19 protein-coding genes are annotated in these 23302 nt (G+C 64.3%); 11 read left to right on the top strand and 8 right to left on the bottom strand.

All coding sequences use genetic code 11. From position 1 onward, the window contains the following. Positions 1–231: 231 nt before the first annotated feature. Positions 232–1593 carry a glutathione-disulfide reductase gene (gene gorA / locus NKF27_RS10075; RefSeq protein WP_253556322.1) on the bottom strand — a complete coding sequence of 454 codons (1362 nt, stop codon included), beginning with the start codon at positions 1591–1593 and terminating at the stop codon, positions 232–234. Between the two features lie 222 nt (positions 1594–1815). Between gorA and can the strand changes: the two genes are divergently transcribed. From can to NKF27_RS10035, 8 genes are all read left to right on the top strand, one after another. Further along, the gene (can, locus tag NKF27_RS10070) at positions 1816–2463 is read left to right on the top strand and encodes a carbonate dehydratase (RefSeq protein ID WP_045992064.1); all 648 of its coding nucleotides are present in this window, start codon (positions 1816–1818) and stop codon (positions 2461–2463) included. A 399-nt stretch (positions 2464–2862) separates the two neighbouring features. Then, the gene (locus NKF27_RS10065) at positions 2863–4434 is read left to right on the top strand and encodes an ABC transporter substrate-binding protein (protein WP_108133617.1); all 1572 of its coding nucleotides are present in this window, start codon (positions 2863–2865) and stop codon (positions 4432–4434) included. 104 nt (positions 4435–4538) lie between these two features. Next, positions 4539–5585: an ABC transporter permease gene (locus NKF27_RS10060; RefSeq protein WP_045992062.1), complete on the top strand. Its 1047-nt coding sequence runs from the start codon at positions 4539–4541 to the stop codon at positions 5583–5585. Beyond that, complete coding sequence (locus NKF27_RS10055) at positions 5582–6523, top strand: ABC transporter permease (RefSeq protein WP_253556321.1); 942 nt, start codon at positions 5582–5584, stop codon at positions 6521–6523. Before NKF27_RS10060 ends, NKF27_RS10055 begins: the two co-directional genes overlap by 4 nt. Before the next feature lie 10 nt (positions 6524–6533). After that, positions 6534–7556: an ABC transporter ATP-binding protein gene (locus NKF27_RS10050; RefSeq protein ID WP_045992060.1), complete on the top strand. Its 1023-nt coding sequence runs from the start codon at positions 6534–6536 to the stop codon at positions 7554–7556. 65 nt (positions 7557–7621) lie between these two features. Continuing rightward, the gene (locus tag NKF27_RS10045; RefSeq protein ID WP_253556453.1) at positions 7622–8650 is read left to right on the top strand and encodes an ABC transporter ATP-binding protein; all 1029 of its coding nucleotides are present in this window, start codon (positions 7622–7624) and stop codon (positions 8648–8650) included. A gap of 108 nt (positions 8651–8758) precedes the next feature. Then, the gene (locus tag NKF27_RS10040; protein ID WP_108133614.1) at positions 8759–9688 is read left to right on the top strand and encodes a LysR family transcriptional regulator; all 930 of its coding nucleotides are present in this window, start codon (positions 8759–8761) and stop codon (positions 9686–9688) included. A 30-nt stretch (positions 9689–9718) separates the two neighbouring features. After that, the gene (locus NKF27_RS10035) at positions 9719–10789 is read left to right on the top strand and encodes a hydrolase (protein ID WP_253556320.1); all 1071 of its coding nucleotides are present in this window, start codon (positions 9719–9721) and stop codon (positions 10787–10789) included. A gap of 5 nt (positions 10790–10794) precedes the next feature. Here the strand turns inward: NKF27_RS10035 and NKF27_RS10030 are convergent, their stop codons facing one another. From NKF27_RS10030 to NKF27_RS10010, 5 genes are all read right to left on the bottom strand, one after another. After that, positions 10795–11088, bottom strand: coding sequence for a HigA family addiction module antitoxin (locus NKF27_RS10030; RefSeq protein ID WP_367399261.1), 294 nt, complete (start codon positions 11086–11088; stop codon positions 10795–10797). A 99-nt stretch (positions 11089–11187) separates the two neighbouring features. After that, positions 11188–11469, bottom strand: coding sequence for a type II toxin-antitoxin system RelE/ParE family toxin (locus NKF27_RS10025; protein ID WP_253556319.1), 282 nt, complete (start codon positions 11467–11469; stop codon positions 11188–11190). Then, positions 11466–15569, bottom strand: coding sequence for a translocation/assembly module TamB domain-containing protein (locus tag NKF27_RS10020; RefSeq protein WP_253556318.1), 4104 nt, complete (start codon positions 15567–15569; stop codon positions 11466–11468). The genes NKF27_RS10025 and NKF27_RS10020 overlap by 4 nt, the downstream gene beginning before the upstream one ends. A gap of 34 nt (positions 15570–15603) precedes the next feature. Beyond that, a complete protein-coding gene (locus NKF27_RS10015; protein ID WP_253556317.1) occupies positions 15604–17484 on the bottom strand; it encodes an autotransporter assembly complex family protein in 1881 nt (626 codons plus the stop codon). Between the two features lie 32 nt (positions 17485–17516). Further along, positions 17517–18386: a hypothetical protein gene (locus tag NKF27_RS10010; protein WP_253556316.1), complete on the bottom strand. Its 870-nt coding sequence runs from the start codon at positions 18384–18386 to the stop codon at positions 17517–17519. A 234-nt stretch (positions 18387–18620) separates the two neighbouring features. On the opposite strand from NKF27_RS10010, the gene NKF27_RS10005 reads away from it, so the two are divergent. Further along, the gene (locus tag NKF27_RS10005; RefSeq protein ID WP_253556315.1) at positions 18621–19187 is read left to right on the top strand and encodes a hypothetical protein; all 567 of its coding nucleotides are present in this window, start codon (positions 18621–18623) and stop codon (positions 19185–19187) included. A gap of 178 nt (positions 19188–19365) precedes the next feature. On the opposite strand, the gene NKF27_RS10000 is transcribed toward NKF27_RS10005, so the two are convergent. Together NKF27_RS10000 and galU are read right to left on the bottom strand one after the other, a co-directional pair. Next, positions 19366–20658 carry a nucleotide sugar dehydrogenase gene (locus tag NKF27_RS10000; protein ID WP_253556314.1) on the bottom strand — a complete coding sequence of 431 codons (1293 nt, stop codon included), beginning with the start codon at positions 20656–20658 and terminating at the stop codon, positions 19366–19368. Between the two features lie 4 nt (positions 20659–20662). Beyond that, positions 20663–21553 (bottom strand): UTP--glucose-1-phosphate uridylyltransferase GalU, encoded by an 891-nt coding sequence (gene galU / locus NKF27_RS09995; RefSeq protein ID WP_253556313.1) that lies wholly within the window; start codon positions 21551–21553, stop codon positions 20663–20665. Between the two features lie 146 nt (positions 21554–21699). Here galU and ubiG point away from each other — a divergent pair, with 146 nt between their 5' ends. Together ubiG and NKF27_RS09985 are read left to right on the top strand one after the other, a co-directional pair. Further along, a complete protein-coding gene (gene ubiG, locus NKF27_RS09990) occupies positions 21700–22425 on the top strand; it encodes a bifunctional 2-polyprenyl-6-hydroxyphenol methylase/3-demethylubiquinol 3-O-methyltransferase UbiG (RefSeq protein WP_253556312.1) in 726 nt (241 codons plus the stop codon). Beyond that, positions 22422–23084, top strand: a complete 663-nt coding sequence (locus tag NKF27_RS09985; protein ID WP_222516818.1) for an HAD family hydrolase — start codon at positions 22422–22424, stop codon at positions 23082–23084. The genes ubiG and NKF27_RS09985 overlap by 4 nt, the downstream gene beginning before the upstream one ends. Positions 23085–23302 lie beyond the last annotated feature (218 nt).

Here is a 23302-nt window from a genome sequence, read left to right as displayed (position 1 = left end):
GCATAAAAAAAAATTATGCGAGCGGCGCCAGGCCACGTCTCATGGCGGCTCGGAGCGATCGCTGCCGCTCACCTCCCCTATCCCTTTGGCGTAATCGATTGCCTCTCCAACGAGACGATTTCGTCCGCCTGAAGCAGTATAGTCGGCCCTTTTGGATCGGCGAGAAAAGGCCACAAAAAAGGGCACCCACAGGTGCCCTTTCTGGCGTCGGCCGGTTTCTGACTGTCGTCGTCAGGTACGGGTCGGCGTGCGCATGGTGACGAACTCTTCGGCGCCGGTCGGGTGGATGCCGACGGTGGCGTCGAAAGCTGCCTTGGTCAGGCCCGCACGCACCGCGATGGCGATGCCCTGGATCACCTCGCCGGCCTCCTCGCCGACCATGTGCGCCCCTACCACCACGTCGCTTTCGTCGTCGACGATCAGCTTCATCAGGCAGCGTTCATCGCTGCCGGACAGGGTGTGTTTCATGGGACGGAAGTCGGCGCTGTAGACGCGGACCGCCTTGCACACCTCGCGGGCCTTCTCTTCGGACAGGCCAACGGTGCCGATGTTGGGATGGCAGAACACCGCAGTGGCGATGTTGTCGTAGTTCATCGGCGCCTTGGGCGCGTCACCGTAGTGGTGTGCAACCAGATGCATGGCCTCGGCCAGGGCCACCGGCGTAAGCTCAGGACCGCCGGTCACGTCGCCCAGCGCCAGGATCGAGGGCACCGAGGTCTCGAAGCGATCGTTGACCTGGATGGAGCCGTTCTCGTTGAGCGCGATGTCGAGCTGGTCCAGGCCCAGGCCTTCAAGATGCGGCTTGCGGCCGGTGGCGGACAGCACCGCATCCACCTCAAGGGTCTCGCCGTTGGTCAGGGTGGCCTTGATCCCGCCTTCGACCTTCTCGAGGGACTCGATGTTGGTGTTGAAGTGCAGGTTGACGCCCTTCTTGGCCATCTCGTCGCGGGTGAACTCGCGCACCTCCTGGTCGAAGCCGCGCAGGAACAGGTCGCCGCGATACAGCAGGTGGGCGTCGGCGCCCAGGCCGTTGAAGATGCTGGCGAACTCCACGGCGATATAGCCGCCGCCAAGCACCAGAAAGCGCTTGGGAAACTCATCCAGGTCGAAGATCTGGTTGGAGTTCATGGCCAGTTCGCTGCCGGGGAACGGCGGCACCCAGGGCCAGCCACCCACCGCCACCAGGATCTTCTCGGCGCTGATGGTCTCGCCGCCGACCTCGACATGGTGTTCGTCCACCACCTTGGCGCGACCGTTGATCAGGCGCACCCCGGCGTTGTCCAGCAGCTTGCCGTAGATGCCGTTGAGTCGCTTGATCTCACCGATCTTGTTGTCGCGCAGGGTCGCCCAGTCGAAGCTCGGCGCCTGGTCGAGCTGCCAGCCGAAGCCGCGAGCGTCGTCGAAAGCCTCGTGGAAGTGTGCGGCGTAGGAGTAGAGCTTCTTGGGCACGCAGCCCACGTTGACGCAGGTACCGCCGAGGTAGCGATCCTCGGCGACGGCCACCCTGGCCCCGGTTGCCGCCGCGGTACGGGCAGCGCGGACACCACCGGAGCCGGCACCGATGACAAAGAGGTCATAGTCGAATTGTGACACTTGCGTCTCCTGATTCTGTTGCTGGGGCCCTTGTTGTCGGGACCGCTTTCGGATCATTAGGGGCCTGGCCTACCAGGGACCTGCCTCGAGGCCCACCAGGATGGGAAACCCTCCCATGATACCAGCGGGCTGGCTACCACGGGAGGGTGCTTGACCACCTTGACCGAGGGGGGTAAAAACATGCACCACTTTAGCCATCCACTGCTTGCACGGGGAAAGTTCATGAGTGATATCGACAATCTGCTCGCCAATAATCGGGCCTGGGCCGACAGAATCTGCCAGGAAGACCCTGATTTCTTTGCCCGCCTTGCTCAGCAGCAAAGCCCGGAGTATCTGTGGATCGGTTGTTCCGACAGCCGCGTGCCGGCCAACCAGATCATCGACCTTCCCCCGGGTGAGGTGTTCGTCCACCGTAACGTCGCCAACCTGCTCTACCACAATGACATGAACGCCCTGTCGGTGGTGCAGTTCGCGGTGGACGTGCTCAAGGTACGTCACATCATGATCGTCGGCCACTACAACTGTGGCGGCGTGCGCGCTGCGGTCACCGGCGGCGAGAACGGTATGGTGGACAACTGGTTGCACAGCGTACGCGAACTCTACAGCATGCATCGCTCGGAACTCGAGCATCTGCCGCTGGACGAGCAGGTGGATCGCATGTGCGAGCTCAACGTCAAGTCTCAGGTCAAGACGCTGTGTCGTACCAAGATCGTCCAGCGTGCCTGGCAGCGCGGCCAGGCGCTGTCGGTGCATGGCTGGGTCTATGGCCTCAGTGACGGTCGTGTCACCGACCTGGAATGCAGCGTCCACGGCCTGGATCAGGTCGCCCAGCTCTATCGTATCGATCGCGTCTGCCCGCCCCAGCAGTGACGGCTGGTCTGAACTGACCGATTGACCGCCAGGCGACCCTGGACACCACTGTCGCCTCGGCGCTGTGTCGATTGCCCTTTCGCGCCCCCGAATCTCGTTCGGGGGGCGCTTGCACTTGCGGTTACCTCACTCGTCTCCGCCGGCTACCTCAGCTCCTCTATTTCCCCTTACTTTCCTGTCTGCGCCACCCTTCTCGTCGCTCAGCGCTTGTCTGCCCCTTGAGGACACGCTCCCCGGGCCCATATTCGTTCCTCGCATGGGTGCTGTCACAATTTCGATTGTGTTTAAACGCGACATCTCACTATGTTGATGCAGGACATTGACTAGCCGGCGCTTACAACATTGACCAAGGCGCCCGACTGGCAATTACAACAACCTCAACAAGCAGGAACTCCTTCCATGTTCAAGAAGACCCTTCTGGCCGGTGCCCTCGGTGCCGCCATGCTGACGGCTGCCCTGCCCCAGACCGCACTGGCCGAAAACACCCTGCGCATGGCCTACGACGCCGATCCGGTGTCGCTGGACATCCATGAGCAGCTCTCCGGCGGTATCCTGCAACTGTCGCACATGGCCTTCGATCCGCTGGTGCGCTGGACCAAGGACTTCGAGTTCGAGCCCAGACTCGCCACCGAATGGGAGCAGGTCGACGACACCACCATGCGCATCAGCCTGCGCGAAGGGGTCACCTTCCATTCCGGCAACCCCTTCACCGCCGAGGACGTCGCCTGGACCGTCGAGCGCCTCAAGCGCAGCCCGGACTTCAAGGCGATCTTCGAGCCCATCGAGACGGTCAACGTGGTCGACGAGCACACCGTGGAGATCATCTCCAAGCGGCCCAACCCGCTGCTGCTGAACATGGCCACCTACATCTTCCCGATGGACAGCCAGTTCTATTCCGGCGAGACCGACGGCGGCAAGGCCAAGGACGAGATCGTCAAGAACGGCAACTCCTACGCCTCGCGCAACATCTCCGGTACCGGCCCCTTCCAGGTGACCAACCGCCAGCAGGGCGTTCGGGTCGACTTCGAACGCTTCGATGACTACTGGGACAGCGAGTCCCCGGGCAACGTCGACGCCATCACCCTGACCCCGATCGGCGAGAACGCCACCCGCGTCGCCGCCCTGCTGTCCGGTGACGTCGACTTCATCGCGCCGGTACCGCCCAACGATCTGGAGCGTATCGAGAGCGACGAGGACACCAATCTGGTGACCATGTCGGGCACCCGCATCATCCTGTTCCACATGAACCAGGAGCGGGTCGAGGCCTTCCAGGACCCGCGCGTGCGTCAGGCCTTCAACTACGCGATCAACCAGGAAGGCATCGCCGATCGTCTGATGAAGGGCTTCGCCACCCCGGCCGCCCAGTTCTCGCCAGAGGGCTACTCCGGCCACAACCCGGATCTCGAGCCGCGCTTCGATCTCGACCGGGCCAAGGAACTGATGGCCGAAGCGGGCTATGAGGACGGCTTCTCGGTCAGCATGATGGCGCCCAATAACCGTTACGTGAACGACGCCAAGATCGCCCAGGCGGTAGCCGCCATGCTGGCGCGGATCAACGTCACGGTGGACCTGAAGACCCTGCCCAAGGCCCAGTACTGGGGCGAGTACGATGATCGCGCCGCCGACATGATGATGATCGGCTGGCACTCCGACACCGAAGACTCCGCCAACTTCCACCAGTACCTGACCGAGTGCCCGGACGCCGACAGCGGTGGCGGCCAGTACAACGCCGGCAACTACTGCAACGAGGAGCTCGACCAGCTGATGGTCGACGCCAACCTCGAGGTGGATCTGGAAAAGCGTGGCGAGATGCTGCGTGAACTCGAGCAGGGCCTCTACGACGATGCCGCCTTCATTCCGCTGCACTGGCAGAACCTGGCCTGGGCCTCTGCGGCCAACGTCGACATCGAGCCGGTGGTCAACGTGATGAACTTCCCCTACCTCGGGGATCTGGTCATCGAAGAAGAGTAAGACGACAGGCACCGCCGCGCGGTGCCTGCAAGCTCCCATTCAGCAGCTGCCTCGGCTCCGTGACATGGTCGCGGAGTCGAGCGCCTGTACCCTGGACAATCCCCATGATCGCATTTCTGATCAAGCGCCTCTTTCATGCGCTGCTGGTGATGTTTGTCATCAGCGTGATCGCCTTCGCCATCCAGGACAACCTGGGTGATCCCATCCAGCAGATGGTGGGTCAGTCGGTGCCCGAGAGCGAGCGCGAGGTGCTGCGCGAGGAACTGGGGCTCAACGATCCCTTCCTGGTGCAGTACTTCCGTTTCGCCGTCAACGCCGCCCAGTTCGACTTCGGCTATTCGTACATCTACAACGAGCCGACTACCGAAGTGGTCCTGCGACACCTGCCGGCGACCCTCGAGCTGGTATTCGCCTCGACCCTCCTGATCATCTTCCTGTCGGTGCCGATCGGCGTCTACAGCGCGATCAAGCCCCGCGCCTGGCTGTCCCGTTTCTTCATGGGGGTGTCGATCATCGGCATCTCCATCCCGGTGTTTCTCACCGCTATCGTGTTGATCCAGCTGTTCGCCATCGGCGTGAGCTTCACGCCCTTCCCCGCCGATACCGGCTGGGGCGCCTGGCTCAACGGCCTGCTGTCCACCGAGGGCGGCATGCCGGCCTACGGTCGCGGCGACCCGATCCACGTGTTCGGCACCTGGACCACCAACTTCGCCTCGCTGGAAGGCCTGACCTACCTGGTGCTGCCGGCCATCTCGCTGGCCTCGATCATGCTGCCGCTGTTCATTCGCCTGATCCGCGCAGAGATGCTCGAGGTGATGCAGTCGGAGTACGTCAAGTTCGCCCGGGCCAAGGGCATCTCGATGCGTCGCATCTACTTCCTGCACGCGCTGAAGAACACCATGTTGCCGGTCATCACCGTCGGCGGCGTGCAGATCGGCACCCTGGTGGCCTACACCATCCTCACCGAGACGGTGTTCCAGTGGCCCGGCATGGGCCTGATGTTCCTCGACGCCATCGAGCGCTCGGACATCCCCCTGATCGTGACCTACCTGATGATCGTCGGCCTGATCTTCGTGATCACCAACACCCTGGTCGACCTGATCTATGGCCTGGTCAATCCCACCGTCAAGCTGACAGGTAAGCCCGCATGAGCACCCAGAGCACTGCGACGAGCAGCCGGTGGGAGCGGTTTCGCGACTCCTACCTCTTGTACAGTTTCAAACGCGACCTGATCGCCCAGACCAGTCTTCTGATCTTCGTGGTGATGGTCCTGGCCGCGCTGCTGGCGCCTTGGCTTGCGCCGGCCGATCCCTACGACCTGGCCCAGATCGACATCCTTGCATCCGAGCTGCCGCCGTTCTGGATCGACGGCGCCGACCCCCAGTACCTGATGGGTACCGATTCCCAGGGGCGCGACCTGCTCTCGACCATCCTCTACGGCATGCGGGTGTCGCTGGTCATCGGCTTCGGCGCCGTGGCGCTGCAGGCCACCCTGGGGGTGTGCTGCGGTTTGCTGGCGGGCTATCTGGGTGGGCGCGTCGACGCCTTTCTGATGCGCCTGGCAGATATCCAGCTGTCGTTCTCGACGTTGATGGTGGCCATCGTGGTGGGCGCCCTGTTCAAGGCGATCTTCGGCGGCGCCACCTACTCCGACTATGCCATGTGGCTGCTGGTGCTGATCATCGGCCTGGCCGAATGGCCCCAGTACGCCCGTACCGTGCGTGCCTCGGTGCTGGCAGAGCGCTCCAAGGAGTACGTCGACGCCGCCCGGGTAATGGGCCTGCGCAGCCGGCGGATCATGTTCCGTCACATCCTGCCCAACACCCTGTCGCCGATCTTCGTCATCTCCACCGTGCAGGTGGCCAACGCCATCATTTCCGAGGCGGCGCTGTCGTTTCTCGGCCTCGGCATGCCCGAGACCCAGCCGTCGCTGGGCTCGTTGATCAAGTCCGGCTTCGACTACATCCAGTCCGGTTCCTGGTGGATCACCCTGATTCCGGGCCTGGTGCTGGTGGTGCTGGTGCTGGTGATCAACCTGCTCGGCGACTGGCTGCGCGACGTGCTCAATCCACGACTGTACAAGGGCTGAGGTAGACATCATGGCACTACTCGACGTCAATCACCTCGACGTGCGCTTCGCCCTGCGACAGGGCGACGTGAAGGCACTGCGCGATGTGTCGTTCAGCCTGGATCGTGGCGAGCGTCTGGGCATCGTGGGCGAATCCGGCGCCGGCAAGTCGGTCGCCGCCTTCAGCCTGCTGAATCTGATCGCCAAGCCGGGCTATATCGCCGGCGGCAGCATCACCTTCGATGGCCAGGAACTGACCGGGCTTGGTGAGCGCGCCCTGCGCAAGGTGCGCGGCCACCGCATCTCGATGATCTTCCAGGATCCGATGATGACGCTCAATCCGGTGCTGTCCATCGGTGAGCAGATGGTGGAATGCCTCAAGGCCCACCGCCGTATCTCCAGCAAGGAAGCCCGCGCGATCTCGCTGCGCAAGCTCGAGCAGGTGCAGATCCCGTCGCCGGAAAAGCGCCTGGACCAGTATCCCCATGAGCTGTCCGGCGGCATGCGTCAGCGCATCATCATCGCCATCGCGCTGCTGCTCGACCCGGATATCATCATCGCCGACGAGCCCACCACCGCCCTGGATGTGACCATTCAGGCGGAGATCATGGCGCTGTTGCTGGAGCTGTGCGAGAAGCACAACGTCGGCCTGATCCTGATCACCCACGATCTTGGCGTGGTCAGCCAGGTAACCCAGCGCATGCTGGTGATGTACGCCGGCCGGGTGATCGAGCAGGGCCCGACCCGAGAGATCATCAATGATCCGCAGCATCCCTACACCCAAGGGTTGATCAATGCCCTGCCCCAGATGGCGACCCCGGGCGAGCGGCTCAATCAGATACGCGGCAGCATGCCGTCGTTGAGCCAGCTCCCCAGCGGCTGTCCATTTCATCCGCGCTGCGACTTTACCCAGCGCCAAGACGGCAGCGAACGGACACCCTGCAAGACCGAGGTACCGGCCTTCGTGCGCTCCGGCAACTGTGAGGTGGCCTGCCATATGGTCGCCGAGATGCAGGATGCCGAACGCATCGTGGCCAGGGAGGACAACTCATGAGCCAGACCACTCAGGCAGCCGTCAAACCGCCGACCGAGCCGATTCAGCAGGACGGCCCCGCCGACATGAACCCTGCCGCTGGAGGCGACAGCCTGCTCGAGATCCGCGGGCTGGAAAAGCGCTTTTCGCTGTCCGGGGATTTCCTCGAGCAGCTCAAGTTTCGGCGTGGTCGTATCGTGCGCGAGCAACAGCACGTGCACGCGATCAACGGGGTCGACCTGGACATCCGCCGCGGGGAGTCGCTGTGCGTGGTGGGCGAGTCCGGCTGCGGCAAGTCGACGGTAGCGCGCACCGTAATGGGCCTGCTGCGGCCCAGCGCCGGCGAGATCCATTACGACGGCGAGCGTATCGATCATCTCGATTCGAAAGCATTGCTGCCTTTCCGTCAGCGCATGCAGATGATCTTCCAGAACCCCTACGCCTCGCTCAATCCGCGTATGACCATCCAGCAGACGCTGGAAGAGCCGATCCGCCTTCACCACCCCGACTGGAAGCCACAGCAGGTCGTCGACAAGGTCCACGAGGTGATGGGCTCGGTGGGCATCGCGCCGGACTGGGGCTCGCGCTACGGCCACGAGTTCTCCGGTGGCCAGCGACAGCGCATCGCCATCGCCCGGGCGCTGGCGGTGGATCCGGAATTCATCGTCGCCGACGAGCCGATTTCGGCGCTGGACGTGTCGATCCAGGCCCAGGTGCTGAACCTGTTGATGGAAGCCCAGCGCGAACACCATCTGACCTACCTGTTCATCACCCACGACCTGGCGGTGGTGGAGCATTTCGGTACCCGGGTGGCGGTGATGTACCTGGGCCGCGTGTGCGAGGTGGCGCCCACGGCGACGCTGTTCGCTCGCCCGCGTCACCCCTACACCCAGGCGCTGATGTCGGCGATTCCACGCCTGGAGGACGACCGTCCCCAGCACCTGCGTCTGCAGGGCGAGGTGCCGACCCCGGTGAACCTGCCCTCGGGCTGCGTGTTCCACGGGCGCTGCCCCCACGCCAACGAGCGCTGCCGCCGGGAGATTCCCCGTCTGATCGCCACCGATGAGGGCGGCCAGGTCGCCTGTCATGGCGTCGAGGAAGGTCGTCTGTCTTGACCGCTGCCTTGACCTCCATCGCCTTCACCTGCAACACGCCGACGCCGGGTACGCCCGGCGTCGGGTTATCTGGCACAATCGACGTTTCGCAGGACAGGTGACACTTCCATGGAAATACGTTGGCTGGAAGACTTTCTCGCCTTGGCCCGCACGCGTCATTTTTCCCGTGCCGCCGAAGAACAGAACGTGACTCAGCCCACCTTCTCTCGGCGCATCAAGCTGCTCGAAGAGGAGATGGGCACCACCCTGATCAACCGTCAGACCCTGCCGCTGTCACTGACGCCGGCCGGCGAGGCCTTCCTCGCCATGTGTCACGACGTCACCCGGCGGGTCGACCTGACCCGCCAGCGACTGGCGCAGATGGCCGAGGAACAGGCCGGACAGCTACGCCTGGGGGCACCCCAGAGCCTGCTGGCGCAGTTCCTGCCCCAGTGGCTCAGCGGCTGGCAGTCGCCACCGCCGCTGCAGCCCTACCTGCGTGCCACCGCCTGGCTGGTGGGCGACTATTTCCAGGGACTTGCCTCCGGCGAGATCGATCTTGCCCTGTGCTACTGGCCGACCAGCGGCAATCCGCTGGAGCTGGCCAACGAGGACACCGATTATTGCGTCATCGGCCGCGAGCGCTTTATGCCGGTGTGCCTGCCGGATGCCAGCGGCCAGCCTCGCTTTGCGCTGGAAGGCGGCAAGGGGCGCGCCCTGCCATTGATCGCCTATCATCCCCGGGGCATGATCGATGCCGCCATCCGCTCCCACCTGGACCGACTCGGCGACGCCCCTACCCTGACGGTGCTCAACGAGAGCGTACAGAGCGGCAATATCCGAGAACTCGTCGCGCTGGGCTATGGGCTGGGCTGGTTGCCCGAGCGCAGCCTGGGCGAGGCGCTGGCCTCCGGCGCGCTGGTGGCGGCAGGGCCGCCACGCTGGACGGTGTCCTTCGATATCCGCCTGTATCGCCACCTCTCGACCCGTCGCGCGGCGGTCGACGCCGCCTGGCAGGAGCTGTGTGCTCACGCCCTCGAGACCGAGGCTCAACCATGATGCCCCCGACCACCCAGCGGAGACCTAGCCTTGCCCCAGCCTGACGCCCGTTCAAGCTTGTCCCCTGCCACCTCGGGCCTTCGCGCGGATGCAGCGACACCGGGCGGCTTTCGTGCCGCCCGCTGGCTGTCCAATCCGCATGTCCAGACCCTGCTGCCGAGGGTACTTCGTCCCGCGGAGGTGGACTGGCGACAGGAATTTCTCGACCTGCCCGACGGTGACGAGGTGGAGCTTAGCTGGGTGCTGCCGGAACCCGATGACCAGAGCGCCCCGCTGTTCGTGCTGTTCCATGGCCTCGAGGGGGGAATCACCTCGCCCTACGCGCACGATCTGCTGGCGGCCGCCAGAGACCAGGGCTATCGGGCGTTGCTGATGCACTTCCGTGGCTGTGGCTCACGCCCCAACCGCTTGCCGCGCGCTTACCACAGCGGCGATACCGGCGACGCCAAGGTATTGCTTGAGGTACTGGGCGATCGCTATCCCGAGGCACCCAAGGTCGCCGGTGGCGTGTCGCTGGGGGGCAATATGTTGCTTCGGCTGGTCGCCGAAGAGGACGCTAACTCGTTGGGGCTCGACGCCGCGGTGGTGATCAGCGCGCCGCTGGATCTGGCGGCCTGCGCCCAGCGCCTGGGCGAGGGTTTTTCGCGGGTCTACGAACGCCACCTGCTGGCCTCGCTCAAGCGCAAGGTGATACCTCGGCTCGAACGCGGCGAGCTTTCCCTCAAGGTCAGCGTCGAGCAGGTGCGCCGGCTGAAGCGCCTGCGCGACTACGACGACGTCATCACGGCGCCGATGCACGGCTTCCGGGACGCCGATGACTACTATGCCCGTGCCTCCAGCGGCCCGGTGCTCGATCGGGTGGCCGTTCCCACCCTGATGCTGCATGCCCGTGACGATCCTTTCATGCCGGCCGACCTAATCGAGCGTTTCCCGGCTCGCTCGCCGCTGGTGACCCTCGAAGTCGCCGAACGCGGCGGCCATGTCGGATTCATGGAGCCAGGCCCTCGCCGCCCTCGCCCTTGGCTTGGCCGACGGCTGGCGCGCTACCTGCAGGAATTGTCGCTGACACCAGACTCAGCAGTTATGCAGGACTGCCCATGATGCCACTAGGGTGAATCCGTCTCTGCTTGCAACATCTGAACCGTCGGCTGCGGCTTCTTGCGGGCCTGTGCCAAATCATAGTTTGTCTGCATGGCGAGCCAGGCGTAAGCGGTGCTGACGCCTGCGGTTTCCAGGCGCAACGCGAGCTCAGGACTGATTCCCGCTCTTCCATTCAAGACCCGTGACAAGGCGACGCGTGACATCCCTAGTGGCTCGGCCGTTTCCTTTACCGATAGGCCAAGCTCCTCGATGACATCCTCGCGCAACAGCTCTCCGGGATGCGGAGGTTCATTCATCATGTTCTTGTCTCCTTATCTTGAAGAAACTGAAGACTTGGCGTTCCCCAAGCGGGGAAGTATCCGAGACGTCGATAGCCACGGGCGCTTTTCGGACAGCGCCTAGTGGTAATCGAGATAATTGACCAACTCCACATTTGCGTCCGCGAAGCGAAACGTCACGCGCCAATTACCGTTGACACGGATAGACCAGCAGCCTTTAAGCGCCCCCTTGAGCTGATGCAACTTGAATGAGGGCAGGTTGAGATCCTCCGGCCGACAGGCGACATCGAGCAGCGCCAGGATGCGTCGAAGCTTGGACGCGTGGGTGGCCTGGCCCCGGCCATGGCCGGGGCTCTTGAGCTTTGCGCGGTGTGTTGCGTGGGGTGCTGCGCGCTTGGTCACTGCAGTTCCGGTGGGTCTCCCGGCAGGCTCCAGGTGTAGATCAGGTCCACCGCCTGGGCGGCGCCGGAGACCGCTTCCAGGTAGAGACTCCGCCACAGCTGGTAGGTCAGGGTCAGCTCGGCGATGGGCGAGAAGATGCCGACGCCGTAGCCCACCTCCAAACGGTCGGTGAGACGGCCGCTGACCACCACCTGACTGCTCTCGCCACTGCCGGAGGTATCCAGCGACAGGTCCTGGATGCCGAAGGCCTCACCCATGGCGCCTACCGCCCCCCCGGTCTTGCCCAGGGTCAGGCCGATCAGCGCCGAGGTCAGGGCGCCGCTGGAGTCGCCGCTGTCATCCGGCGCCCGACCGCGCAGCACGTAGGACAGCGCCCGAGACTCGTCCATCGACGGCTCGGAGAAGATCTCCAGATCGGGCTGGCTGGCGGTACCGGTGACCTTGAGACCGGCGATCACTCCGTCTTCGGTGCTGGCCGGGTTACGGATGGCTTCGAAGTCCAGCGTCGGCAGACTCGGCGGGCCGGCGAAGATCAGCTTGCCCTGGCGAATCTGCAGATCCTGTCCGTAGGCGCGGAAGCGGCCATCGACCAGGCTGACGTCGCCGAACAACTGAAGTGGCCCGTTGTTCTGGCGCACCTCCAGATCCCCTTCCAGCTCGGTCTGCAGACCGTAGGCGCTCAGGCGCATGTCGGGTCCCAGCAGCAGCCGTACGCGGATGTCGATGGCCATGCCCGCCTCGGCCATGGCCTCGGCGGTGGATTCTCCGACCGGATCTTCCTGGGCCCGCCGTTCGGCCTCCTTGGCCTCCTCGTCCATCTCGCGGGTGATGATGATCTCGTCACCGCTCGGGGTGACCGCGGACGCCGGAACGTCACCGACCTTGAGCCTGGCCCAGGGGATCCGCACTTCGCCACGAACTCGCAGTCGCGAGGGGTTGGCGGTGATGGTCAGGTCCGGGGCCAGCTTCAGCTTGCCGAAGGCCGGCATGGCGGCGAGCAGTGGATCCTGCACCGCGGACAGCGCCATGTTGGCCTCCCAGCTACCGTCAGGCCAGGCGGCGTCACCGGTGATATTCAGGCGCCCTTCCTCGGCGTCCACATGGCCGGAAATCCGCGCGCTGTCGCCGGACAGTGCGATATCCAGCCGACCATCGGTGACCGCCAGGGGGATATCACCACCGTGGACCCTGAGCCCGGTCAGGCTGATGTCGCCACTGAGATCGGGTGCTTCACGGGTTCCGGCGATACGGATGGTGCCGCCAAGACTGCCCTCGAGTTCATCGAGGCCGGCCGCCAATGGCTGATAGGGTGCCAGGCGCACGTCGGTAATGGTCAGGGTGCCGTCCAGGCCACCGCGTCCCATGGGATCGTCGATGGCCAGGGCCAGGTCGATATCGCCGCTCTGGGCCAGTGACAGCGCCAGGTCCATGTCGATGCGGGCCTCGCTGGCGTCTGCACTGAGCGACATGCTGGTGGCAGGCACCGACCAAGGCTGGCCATAGGCGTCCTCGCCGGTCACGCTGACCTCGCTGTCGACCTGGACGTCGGCCTGCCAGCGACTGCCGCCGGTCGACCAGCCAGCGACGACACGAGCGCCGGTGTCGCCGTCGATGGCCCAGCCCTGAGGCAAGGCCTCGTTGACCAGGTCCATGGGCAGCTCATTGATCTCGAGGGTCAGCGAGCCGGCGTCCGCCGAGGCGCTCAGCGGCTCGCTGATGCAAACGGCGCCGCCCTGGCGACGTGCCAGGCAGAAGGGCTCGGCCTGGACCGACCCCGCGGCCAGGTCGGCCTCGAAGCTCAGCGGATCATCGAGGGCGATATCGCCCTGGGGCAGCGTGACCTCCAGCGGCGACAGGGTGCCCTTATAGCGGTCGCGGGCCTCGTTCATGGCCCCGTCAAGGGCCAGCACCAGACGGTTGAGTGGCCCCTCCTCGCTGCCCTCCACGGTGAGCTCCAGGCGGTGATCCGACAGCCGCCCATCGAGATCCACGGCGATATCGGAGAATCGCTGACCGCCGGCTTCGACCTGTCTTGCCTCAAGATCAATATCGAGCTCGGGGTCGTCGATACCGGCCACACGGCCGGACAGCGACAGTTCGCCGACACGATTTTCCTCAAACGCTACCCCGCTGCCGTTCAGGGCCAGGTCTAGCTGAGGCGCCTGGAGGCTGCCGCTGGCGGTGATGTCACCGGATAGCTGGCCGGCAAGCCCCGGATACAGGCTCGCCATGTCCGGCAGTGATATCTCGGCGTCGACGTCGAGGTTGGACTCGCTGACCTGGCCGACGGCCTGGATGCGATTGTCGCCCTGGCGGAAATCGAGGCTGTCGATGTCCCACTGCATATTGCTGTTGCCGGCGAGCTTGGCCTCCAGCGACAGCGGTCGGCCATCGAGGGTACCCTCGATATCCAGCGCCGGCACCTCCACCCGCCACCCCTCATCGGTCTGGGTGAACGCCACCTGCAGGGTGCCGTCGATATCCCCCGCGAGCCCTTCGACGAAGGGTTCCGGATTAAGGTCCGTGAGGGTCGCTGCCGCCTCCACCGAGACGCCGTCAGACCAATCGACACGTCCCTCGGTGCTGAGCGCGCCGGCACCCTCCGGTGCGACCTCAAGAGGCGCCCAGGCAAACTGTGAAAGATCCCCCTGCCCCTGAAGGGCCAGGGTGGTTGGCGGTACATCCGGACCCTCGGCGGCCAGGGCCAATTTCAGCGTATAGCCGGTCAGGGAACCCTCGATGGCGAGATCCAGATCGCGGGCGATCCACGGCTCCACCTCGGCCGTGGCAGCGGTGGCATTGTCCGCTTCGGGATTACTTGCTTCAGCATTGTCTGGCGCGCTTGTCTCGGCGTCGCTCACCTCGCCAGCCTCTTCGACACCTTCAGGCAGGGGGCTGTCCATGCCAGGCAGCGGCCATTGCAGTCTGGGGCTCTGGAAGGTGGCGCTGAAGGGCAACGTGGGGTCGAGGGCGTCGAGTCGGGCGACCAGGTGGGTGTCCACCGGGCCTGAGGTCTTCAGGTCGATTTCCAGGTCGGCAAGACTGCCGGCTGCACTCAGCTCGACCCGTTCGCCGGACAGCGCCGGAAAGATTTCCGGCAGGTACAGATCGGCGGCAAAATTGAGCTCCAGCGGGTAGTCGCCGCTCAACGTGGCGCGGGCCTGGAGCTCGGCGTCGGCATCGGCGGAGGCCACCGCCAGGGGCTCGATGGTAACGGTCTGGCCGCGGGCATCGAGACTCAGGTCCAGACGCTCGACGTGGTAGTCGAAGGCCCCGTCGACGGTGGTGTCCTCGACCACCAGCTCGGGTACTTCAATGGCCAGTGGCAAGGTGACCTCGGGCAGCACCAGACGCTCACGCTCATCCAGCGGGATGTCATCGGCCTTGGCTGCGGCCCCTTCCATCTCGGCGGCGGCCTCGCTCGGCAACGGCGAGCGCACCGCGATGGCGGCGTCGATGGCCTCGGCGCTGACGATGGGCCCTTCATGTTCGGCGTCGCTCAGGGCCAGCATGGCGCCGGGCGTCAACGGCAGGGTCAGATGAAGACCCGCCAGGCGCGTAGGTCGAACGCTAAGGGTATCGCCCTCGGCCACCGCCGCGGTGGTGAAGCTGTCCCAGGCCAGTCGGGTGCCGTCGGCCAGTTGCACGGCGACGTCCTCGACCGCCAGCTCACGGATCTCGACGGGAAACGGCAGCGCCAGGGGCCCCGGCTCGGCACTGGTCGGCTCGGGTTCGACGGGAGGCTCCTCCGCGGCTTCGCTCTCGCCCAGGCGGACGTCGGTACCCGACGCCCTCAGGTAATCAAGACACAGCCGGCCATCAAGAACGCAGTCCTCTGCCCAGGACAGCGACAACGCATCTACCGACAGCCGCAGACTGCCCATCTCCATGCGAAAGCCATCCAGCGCAAAGGTGTCGAGCAGCGCGCCTTCGACCGCCTCGTACTCGAGAAAGCCCATGCGCTGGCCCTGATCCAGCGCCATTCGGGTACCCCAGGGACTCAGCACCAGGCCGCCAATCAGCAGCACCAGGCCAACCAGGGTCAACGGCAGCCAGATCAGAAGACGTGTCAGGGCCCACAGGGCGCGTCCTTTTCTCATTGAAGCCTCGTGTCAGGGGCCAGCGGCATCGGGTTCAAAACTCGGGCCCGATGGCGAAGTGCAGCCGGAAATTGTCGTCTTCGTCATCGAAGGGATGGGCGACATCGAATCGGATCGGGCCGACCGGAGAAATCCAGCGCACGCCCAGACCCGCGCCCTTGTTCAGGTCGCCCGGCCACCACTCGGAGAAGGCGTCACCGACATCGAAGAAGGCCGCGCCCCACCACTTGCCGGTGATTCGGCGCTGGGCCTCGACGCTGGCGGTGAACTCGTGCTGACCGCCTTCCAGGTCGCCGTTCTCGTCTTCCGGCGACAGCGACTCGTAGCTGTAGCCACGCACGCTGGAGTCACCACCGGTAAAGAAGCGAAGCGAAGGGGGAATCTTCTCGAAATCGTCGGTATTGATCGCGCCGACACCCAGTCGGCCGATAAAGCGGTTGTCGTCACCCAACTTGCGGATCCAGGCGGTATCGCCGGTCATGCGGAAAAACTCGGCGTCAGAGCCCCAGGCGTCGCTGGAGTACTGCAGTTCGAGATTCTGGCGATCGCCCCAGGTGGGAAACTGAGGGTTGCGGGTACGGGTGCGTGACCAGCTTACCCCGGGATAGAGCAGCAGTACCTGGTCGGACTGGTCACCCTGGGTGAAGTCCTCGTAGGTGGCGCGAAGATAGACCGTCTGCTCCCAGTCATTCTCGAACACCCAGTGCCGACCAAAATCGACAGTACTCTCGAAGCTTTCGGTGTCCTCGATGTCCTGCTTGCGCAGCCCGTACTGCAGTCGGTAGCTATCGTTGAGTGGATCCTCCAGCGGGATCTTGTAGGTGCCGCTGAACTGCTGATCCGGTGCCGACAGGTATAGCTGATTGGTCCAGCTATGGCCGTAGCGGTTGACCCAGGGCTGCTCCCAGGAGAACTGCAGGCGCGGCCCCACATCGGTGGCGAAGCCGATACCCGCCTCGAACTGGTGACGATCCGCCGGCGTCACGCTGACATCGATCGGCATGGTCGGGAATTCCGGCGGATACAGTCCAAGCGCCACCGCCAGAGCGTCGCGGCTGATCCGCGGCCCCTGGTACGGCGTCGGGATCTCCGCGACGTCCACCGAGTACCACCAGTTATCGTTCTCGGGCAGCGCCAGGGAGCCCTTCTGGCGTTCCAGGCGGGGGCGTACCGTCAGCGAGCCGAACCATTCGGTCTCGCTTAACTGGTTGTTGAGTTCGGCGACGTCGCTTGCCAGGTAAGGATCGCCGTAGTCGAAGGGCACCAGATTGCGCAGGCGTTCCTCGACGATGTGATGGCCCTTGAAATTGACCCTGCCGAAGCGATAGCGCGGCCCGCTGTCCATGCCCAGGTACAGCCGAGCGCTGTTGGCCCAGGGGCGAATTTCCATGCGCTCATCGGTGAACTGCCAATCGAAATAGCCTCGCTCCACGGTCAGGCCCTGCAGCCTGCCCTTGAGACTCTCGTAGGGGGCGTGTTCGAGGATGTCGCCTTCCTCTTGCGGATAGGCATCGATCGCCAGCTGAAAGGGGGCGTCGTCGCGGGCGTCGCCCTCCAGGGTGAAGTCGATCACTTCCAGCTTGACCGGCTCCCCCTTGTCGATGGTGAGGAAGACTTCCTGGGGCTCGTCATCGCGGTCGAAACGCATCTCGATCTGCGGTTCATAGTAGCCGTAGACCCGCATCGCCTCCTGGGTCAGTCGAACCACCTCGTTGCGCAGCCGCTCCACACGATACTGGCTGCCGTCGAGCCCTTGCAGGTAGACCTCGACATTGTTGGCCATATCCCCTTCGATACCGACGATCTCGGCATCCATGCCCAGGGCCGGCACCGACACCGAGACCAGGCAAAGGGCGGCCCCTGATCGACGGACGAAAGGACCCAGACCCGAACGAGCGGGAACGCGATTTTCCATAATAGACTGGCTTTCCTGACGTGGGTGCTGGATCAACGCAGCGCCTCCAGTTGGGCGCTGAACGCGAGCTGGGACTGACGCAGTTCGCGAAGATCGGCGCCAAGCGACCGGGCGCTGTCATCCAGCGCATCCAGGCGCTGCTCGAGCCTGGCTTCCATTGCGCGACGTTCCTCCGCACCATCTTGGCGCGATTGGCGCAGGCCTTCAACGTCCTCGTCCAGGGAGGCAAGCCGCTGCTCCAGGGTGTCGAACCGCGGCAACAGCTGTCCCAGTCGGGTGTCCAGACGCGTCACCACCTCATCGACCCTGGTGGTCAGCGACCCCAACCGGCCGGCAAAGGACTCGCGGGCATCGTCGAAACGGTCCATGCGGGCCTCCAGGGCACCTCGAGCATTGTCGCCGGCTCGTTCAACGGCACCCAGTGATGTCCGGGTCGCCGCCAGCGTATCGGCGATGGAAGCGACACGCTCTTCGACGTCCTGCAGAGTGTCGGCGTTGTGGCTGTGTTGGTCCAGCGTTGTCTGTGCCTGTTCGGAAACAGTGTTTCTTATATCCTCTGCGGTCGACTCGAGTCGCTGGGCCAGGGCATCGTCACGCTGTTCGAGTTCGGCCACTCGACGCTGGATGTCGGCCACCAGGTCCCCTTCTCCCTGCTCGGCATCGAACCGCGCATGAATGTTGGACAACTCCCCCCTCAAGCGGGTCAGCTCACCCTCGAGCCGCTGACGTTCCTGCCAGGCCAGCCAGCCAGCGGCCCCCACTGCACAGATAATCAACAGCACCAGTAGCCATAACGGCCAAAGTCTAGGCGCCGGGGGCCGGCGATAGCGAGCGGCGGATACACTCTCTCCTGGATCGGGTACGATAGCGCCCGGACGGCCGACTTCCGGTGGATGCCCCATGAAACTCTCCTTGCGGTTCAGCGTGTGGCACTGTGGCACCGGATGGCATCGCTGGCTCAGGGCCGATCACGTGCCACGGGCCTTGGCGGCCAAAGTTGGCTGATAGTGTAAGGTTTTTTACCATATTTACGCACGGCAGACGGATAACGCGTTAGCGCTATCCCTATCAACGCCTTGCTGTGGGGCACCTGCCATACCTCGCTTCACCATGACGTTCACGACCCCGGAGTCCCCATGATCCTTGAATTGCCCGCGCTGCCCTTCGATAGCCACCAACTGGAACCTTACCTCTCGAAGGCCTGGGTCGAGGAGCGCTATCAGGGGGACCATCAACGTCATCTGACAGCGCTCAATCGTTGGGCGAGCGGCTCAGGCACGGCTTCGAGATCCCTCGAAGACGTAATGTCAAAGGCCCATGGTGAGGTCCTCGAACATGCGGTCGAAGCCTGGAACCTTACCCTGTTCTGGCACTGCCTGTTACCGCGCCCGGCAGCGCCGGAGGGTCGACTGAACGAGGAACTGACACAGACGTTCGGCTCCTTTACAGGATTGAGAGAGGCGATGCACGGGCGGGTCGAGGACGAACTCGAGCAAGGGAACCGGCGGCCAGGCTGGCTGTGGCTGTTGCACTCCAACCGTGGCATGAGCCTGATGATCAGTGCCCGTGGCCAGCGGCTTGATGCCGCATCGGGCAGGCCGCTGCTGGTCCTGGATCTTGGCTGTGGAAAGTCTCCGGTGGAGCAACTCTGGCCGCTGATTCACTGGGACCTTGTCGCCCAGAATCTGGGCGACTGTCATTGACCGATGACACCTCGAGCAGCTCGGGTCGGGCCAGGCCTGGTCTGGTCTGGTCTGGTCTGGCCAAGACAGAACAAGACAGAACAAGACACCAAAGCAAAGAGCGCAGTAAATGCTGCGCTCTTTACGGGACAGGCCCGGTGTCGGCCCACGGTTTTGCTGTCAGACCCTGAGCGATATATCAGGTTGCCGGGTCGGCACGTCGGCCGATGCCGCGATAGTGAAAGCCCTGGGCGGCGACGTACTGGGGATCATAGATATTGCGACCATCGAGGACCAGGGCGCCCTTCAGCTGTCGCTTGAGCGCCATCCAATCAGGATTCCAGTAGGCCTTCCACTCGGTGACCAGCATCAGCGCATCGGCGCCATGGCAGGCGTCTAGCGGGTCGTCCTGATGCAGGCTCAACAGCGGGTGGTCACCGACCACCGCACGTACGGCAGGGAGGGCAGCGGGGTCATGCAATCTAACGTGCACACCCTGGGCCCACAGGGCACGCAGCAGCGTCAGTACGGGCGCATGATCGATGCGTGCGGTGCCGGGCTTGAAGGCAGCCCCCCAGATGGCCACGGTACGACCTTCCAGACGCCCCTGATAGTGGGCCCACAGCTTGCGGAACAGCGTCTCCTTCTTGTGCTCGTTGATCTCGAGCACCTGGTCGAGCAACTCGGAGTGGCGGCCGCTGGCCGACTGGACATCCACCAGGCCCACCAGATCCCGGCTGAAATTGGGGCCACCGAAGCCACAACCGGGGTAGAGGTATTCATAGCCGATGCGCTGATCTGCCCCCATGCCCTGACGCACATACTCCACGTCCACGCCCAGGGTGTCGGCCAGACCGGCCATCTCGTTCATGTAGCTGATACGGGTCGCCAGCATGCCATTGATGGCCAGCTTGGTCAGCTCCGCGGCCCGTCGAGGCATCCGCTTGAACACCTCGTGACGCCGATTGAAGGCGCGCATCAATTCGCGCACCTGGCGCTCGGCGTGGTCATCGTCGCAGCCCAGCAGCCAGCTGCGGGCGCGGGTAAAGGTCTCCCAGGCGCGCCCTTCCTCGAGGGTGTCAGGAAGCGCCACCGAGGTCACATTCTGGCCCTCGAGCAGAGACTCGAGCCGCTCGGTGTCCCCCACCGGAAAGGTCGCGTTGTTGACGATGATGGCCCCGTCGGCAAGACGAGAGGCGTTTTCCTCCACCAGACGGCTGGCATCGTCGCGCTGGGTCGGTGACAAGGCCAGCCACAGCACGTCGATTTCCGGGCCGTCGGCCTCGCTGTTCCGCTCCAGGGTCAGATGCCCGGCTTCCATGGCCTCTGTCAGGTGTTGCAGTACCGAAGGCTCGCGGATCAGCCAGTCGCTATCCTTGAGCTCGCTCCAGTGTCGATCCAGCGGTTGCCAGCAGACGTCATGTCCTACCCAGGACAGCGCGGCAGCAGCGGTGGCTGCCGAAAGCTCACTTCCATGTATCACGACCTTCATGACGTCAGTCCTCGGCGGCGTAGCGTTTCAGCAGCTCGGTGAAGCCCTCTCCGTAGCGGGAGTGGCGCCGACCGTAGGCGAGAATCGCCTCCAGGTAGCCGAGCTGATGGCCGCAATCGTAGGTGGTGCCCTGCATGCGATAGGCGTCCACGCCTTCTGCGACGCGCAGCTCCTCGATGGCATCGGTCAACTGGATCTCGTTGCCGGCGCCGGGCGGGGTCTTGGCCAGCAGCGGGAAGATACGACCCGGCAGCATGTAGCGTCCGATCACCGACAGGTTGGAGGGCGCCTCCTCGACCTTGGGTTTCTCGACCAGGCCGGAAAGCTCACAGGACTCACCGGGCTCGGGAGACTCGCCCTTGGGTGCGACGATGCCGTACTTGTAGACCAGCTCGCGTGGAACTTCTTCCACCATCAGCTGGGAGCGCCCGGTGCGTTCGAAGGCATCGATCATGCCGGCAAGGTCATTGCGCTCAAGGCCATCATCGTCGACCAGCACGTCCGGCAGCAGCACGGCAAAGGGCTCGTCGTCACCGATCACCGGACGGGCGCACAGCACCGCGTGGCCGAGGCCCAGAGGTTCTGGCTGGCGCACGCTGATGATGTTGACGTCGGCAGGGACGATGGCGCGCAGCTCCTCGAGCAGCTCGGTCTTGCCCTTGGCCTCGAGCCCGGCCTCCAGTTCAAAATGCTTGTCGAAGTGGTTCTCGATGGCGCTCTTGGTGCCGTGGGTCACCAGCACGATGTCACGAATGCCTGCCGCGACGGCCTCCTGTACCACGTACTGGATCACCGGGCGATCGACGATGGTGATCATTTCCTTGGGGATGGCCTTGGACGCCGGCAGACACCGTGTGCCAAAACCTGCGACAGGGAGAACGGCCTTGCGGATCATGGAGACTTCCTTCTTCTCGAAAATGGGTTCGGCTGACCCCCATGGCGATCTGGGCCATGGGACTCGGAACAGGGAATGCGTAGAATAGCGTACCAGACGAACTCGGTCCGCTGACATCGGCGGCATGGAACGCCCTGGAGATACAGATGAGCACATCCGATACCCCTTCCGCCAACGTGGACCACAACGAGATCGACAAGTTCTCGGCGCTGGCCGAACGCTGGTGGGATCCCGAAGGCGAATTCAAACCGCTGCATGCCATCAACCCGCTGAGACTCGACTTCATCGACGCCAGAGTGGGACTGGCCGGGCGCGAAGTGCTGGACGTCGGTTGCGGCGGAGGCATCCTCTCCGAGGCCATGGCACGCCGCGGCGCTCGGGTGACCGGTATCGATCTGGCCGAGGCGTCGCTCGCGGTTGCGCGTCAGCACGCCGATGAGCAGGGGGTCGCTCTCGAATATCGCTACATCAGCGTCGAAGACATGGCCGAGGAAGCTCCGGAGCGTTTCGAAGTGGTGACATGCCTGGAAATGCTCGAGCACGTGCCCGACCCCGAAGCCATCGTGCGTGCCTGCGCTCGACTGCTCAAGCCCGGCGGACAGCTCGCGCTGTCGACCATCAATCGAAACCCCAAGTCCTACGCCCTGGCCATTCTCGGCGCGGAGTACGTGCTCGGCATGGTACCTCGTGGTACCCATGACTACGCCCGTTTCATCCGCCCAGCCGAACTGGCCCGCTGGTGCCGTGACGCTGGACTCGAGATCGAGGAGCAAAGTGGTCTGGTCTACCACCCGATCACTCGTCAGTTCTCGCTATCCGCCAACGACGTCTCGGTCAACTACCTGATGCTCTGTCGCAAGGAGACCGCGTGAACGATTCGCTACCTCACGCCCTGCTGTTCGACCTTGACGGCACCCTGGTGGATACCGCCCCTGACCTGGCCCAGGCCACCAATCGATTGCGCCGGCTGCATGGTCTGGACGAGCTGCCCTACCCTGCCATTCGCGCCCAGGTGTCCAATGGTGGCAGCGCCCTGGTCACCCTGGCGCTGGGGCTCGAAAGCGAGCACCCCGACCACGCTGCGGCGCGTCAGCAGCTGCTCGACCTCTACGCCGAAGCGGTGGCCGAACACAGCCAGGTATTCCCGCCGCTCGATCGTCTACTGCTCCACTGGGATGGCCTCGACCGGCCCTGGGGGATCGTCACCAACAAGCCACGTCTGTATGCCGAGCCCTTGGTCGAAGCGCTGGGACTCGCGCCGGGCGTCATGCTCTGCGCAGACGACCTGCCGGTGAAGAAGCCACATCCAGAACCACTGCTGGAGGCGGCCAGGCGCCTCGACGTCGCGCCCGAGGCGTGCTGGTATCTGGGCGACCACGTGCGCGACATGCAGGCGGCAAAAGCCGCGGGCATGCCGGCCATCGCCGTGGGTTATGGCTACATTGCCGAGGAAGAAGATTACCGGGACTGGCCGGCCGACCGCTGGTTCGATACCGCGGAGGCGGTTCTCGAAGCGCTGAAAAGGCACTGAGAGTCTAATGAGAGGACGCTGAGAGGCCACTGAGACGTTGCTGGAAGCCAGACGTCGACGAGCCAGGGCGGCGGCCGAAGCCCTGCACGACGACGCGAGGCGCGACCTGAGCTTCGCTGGCGCTGGGGTCGGGATCGGCAGTTTAGGCGGTGAGACGCAAGGAACGGCGGGCCGATCGGCTCGCCGTTCCTTTTGCAACGCTCGTTGAACGCTTCACT

It is taken from the genome of Halomonas sp. DN3, from assembly GCF_024137905.1.
Lineage (GTDB): Bacteria > Pseudomonadota > Gammaproteobacteria > Pseudomonadales > Halomonadaceae > Halomonas > Halomonas litopenaei.
This window is presented reverse-complemented; position numbering and strand designations above follow the sequence as displayed.

Coding starts and splice junctions, on each gene's coding strand:
- can (WP_045992064.1), top strand. CDS start 1,816: ATGAGTGATATCGACAATCTGCTCGCCAATAATCGGGCCTGGGCCGAC.
- NKF27_RS10065 (WP_108133617.1), top strand. CDS start 2,863: ATGTTCAAGAAGACCCTTCTGGCCGGTGCCCTCGGTGCCGCCATGCTG.
- NKF27_RS10060 (WP_045992062.1), top strand. CDS start 4,539: ATGATCGCATTTCTGATCAAGCGCCTCTTTCATGCGCTGCTGGTGATG.
- NKF27_RS10055 (WP_253556321.1), top strand. CDS start 5,582: ATGAGCACCCAGAGCACTGCGACGAGCAGCCGGTGGGAGCGGTTTCGC.
- NKF27_RS10050 (WP_045992060.1), top strand. CDS start 6,534: ATGGCACTACTCGACGTCAATCACCTCGACGTGCGCTTCGCCCTGCGA.
- NKF27_RS10045 (WP_253556453.1), top strand. CDS start 7,622: ATGAACCCTGCCGCTGGAGGCGACAGCCTGCTCGAGATCCGCGGGCTG.
- NKF27_RS10040 (WP_108133614.1), top strand. CDS start 8,759: ATGGAAATACGTTGGCTGGAAGACTTTCTCGCCTTGGCCCGCACGCGT.
- NKF27_RS10030 (WP_367399261.1), bottom strand. CDS start 11,088: ATGATGAATGAACCTCCGCATCCCGGAGAGCTGTTGCGCGAGGATGTC.
- NKF27_RS10020 (WP_253556318.1), bottom strand. CDS start 15,569: ATGAGAAAAGGACGCGCCCTGTGGGCCCTGACACGTCTTCTGATCTGG.
- NKF27_RS10015 (WP_253556317.1), bottom strand. CDS start 17,484: ATGGAAAATCGCGTTCCCGCTCGTTCGGGTCTGGGTCCTTTCGTCCGT.
- NKF27_RS10010 (WP_253556316.1), bottom strand. CDS start 18,386: ATGGGGCATCCACCGGAAGTCGGCCGTCCGGGCGCTATCGTACCCGAT.
- NKF27_RS10005 (WP_253556315.1), top strand. CDS start 18,621: ATGATCCTTGAATTGCCCGCGCTGCCCTTCGATAGCCACCAACTGGAA.
- NKF27_RS10000 (WP_253556314.1), bottom strand. CDS start 20,658: ATGAAGGTCGTGATACATGGAAGTGAGCTTTCGGCAGCCACCGCTGCT.
- galU (WP_253556313.1), bottom strand. CDS start 21,553: ATGATCCGCAAGGCCGTTCTCCCTGTCGCAGGTTTTGGCACACGGTGT.
- ubiG (WP_253556312.1), top strand. CDS start 21,700: ATGAGCACATCCGATACCCCTTCCGCCAACGTGGACCACAACGAGATC.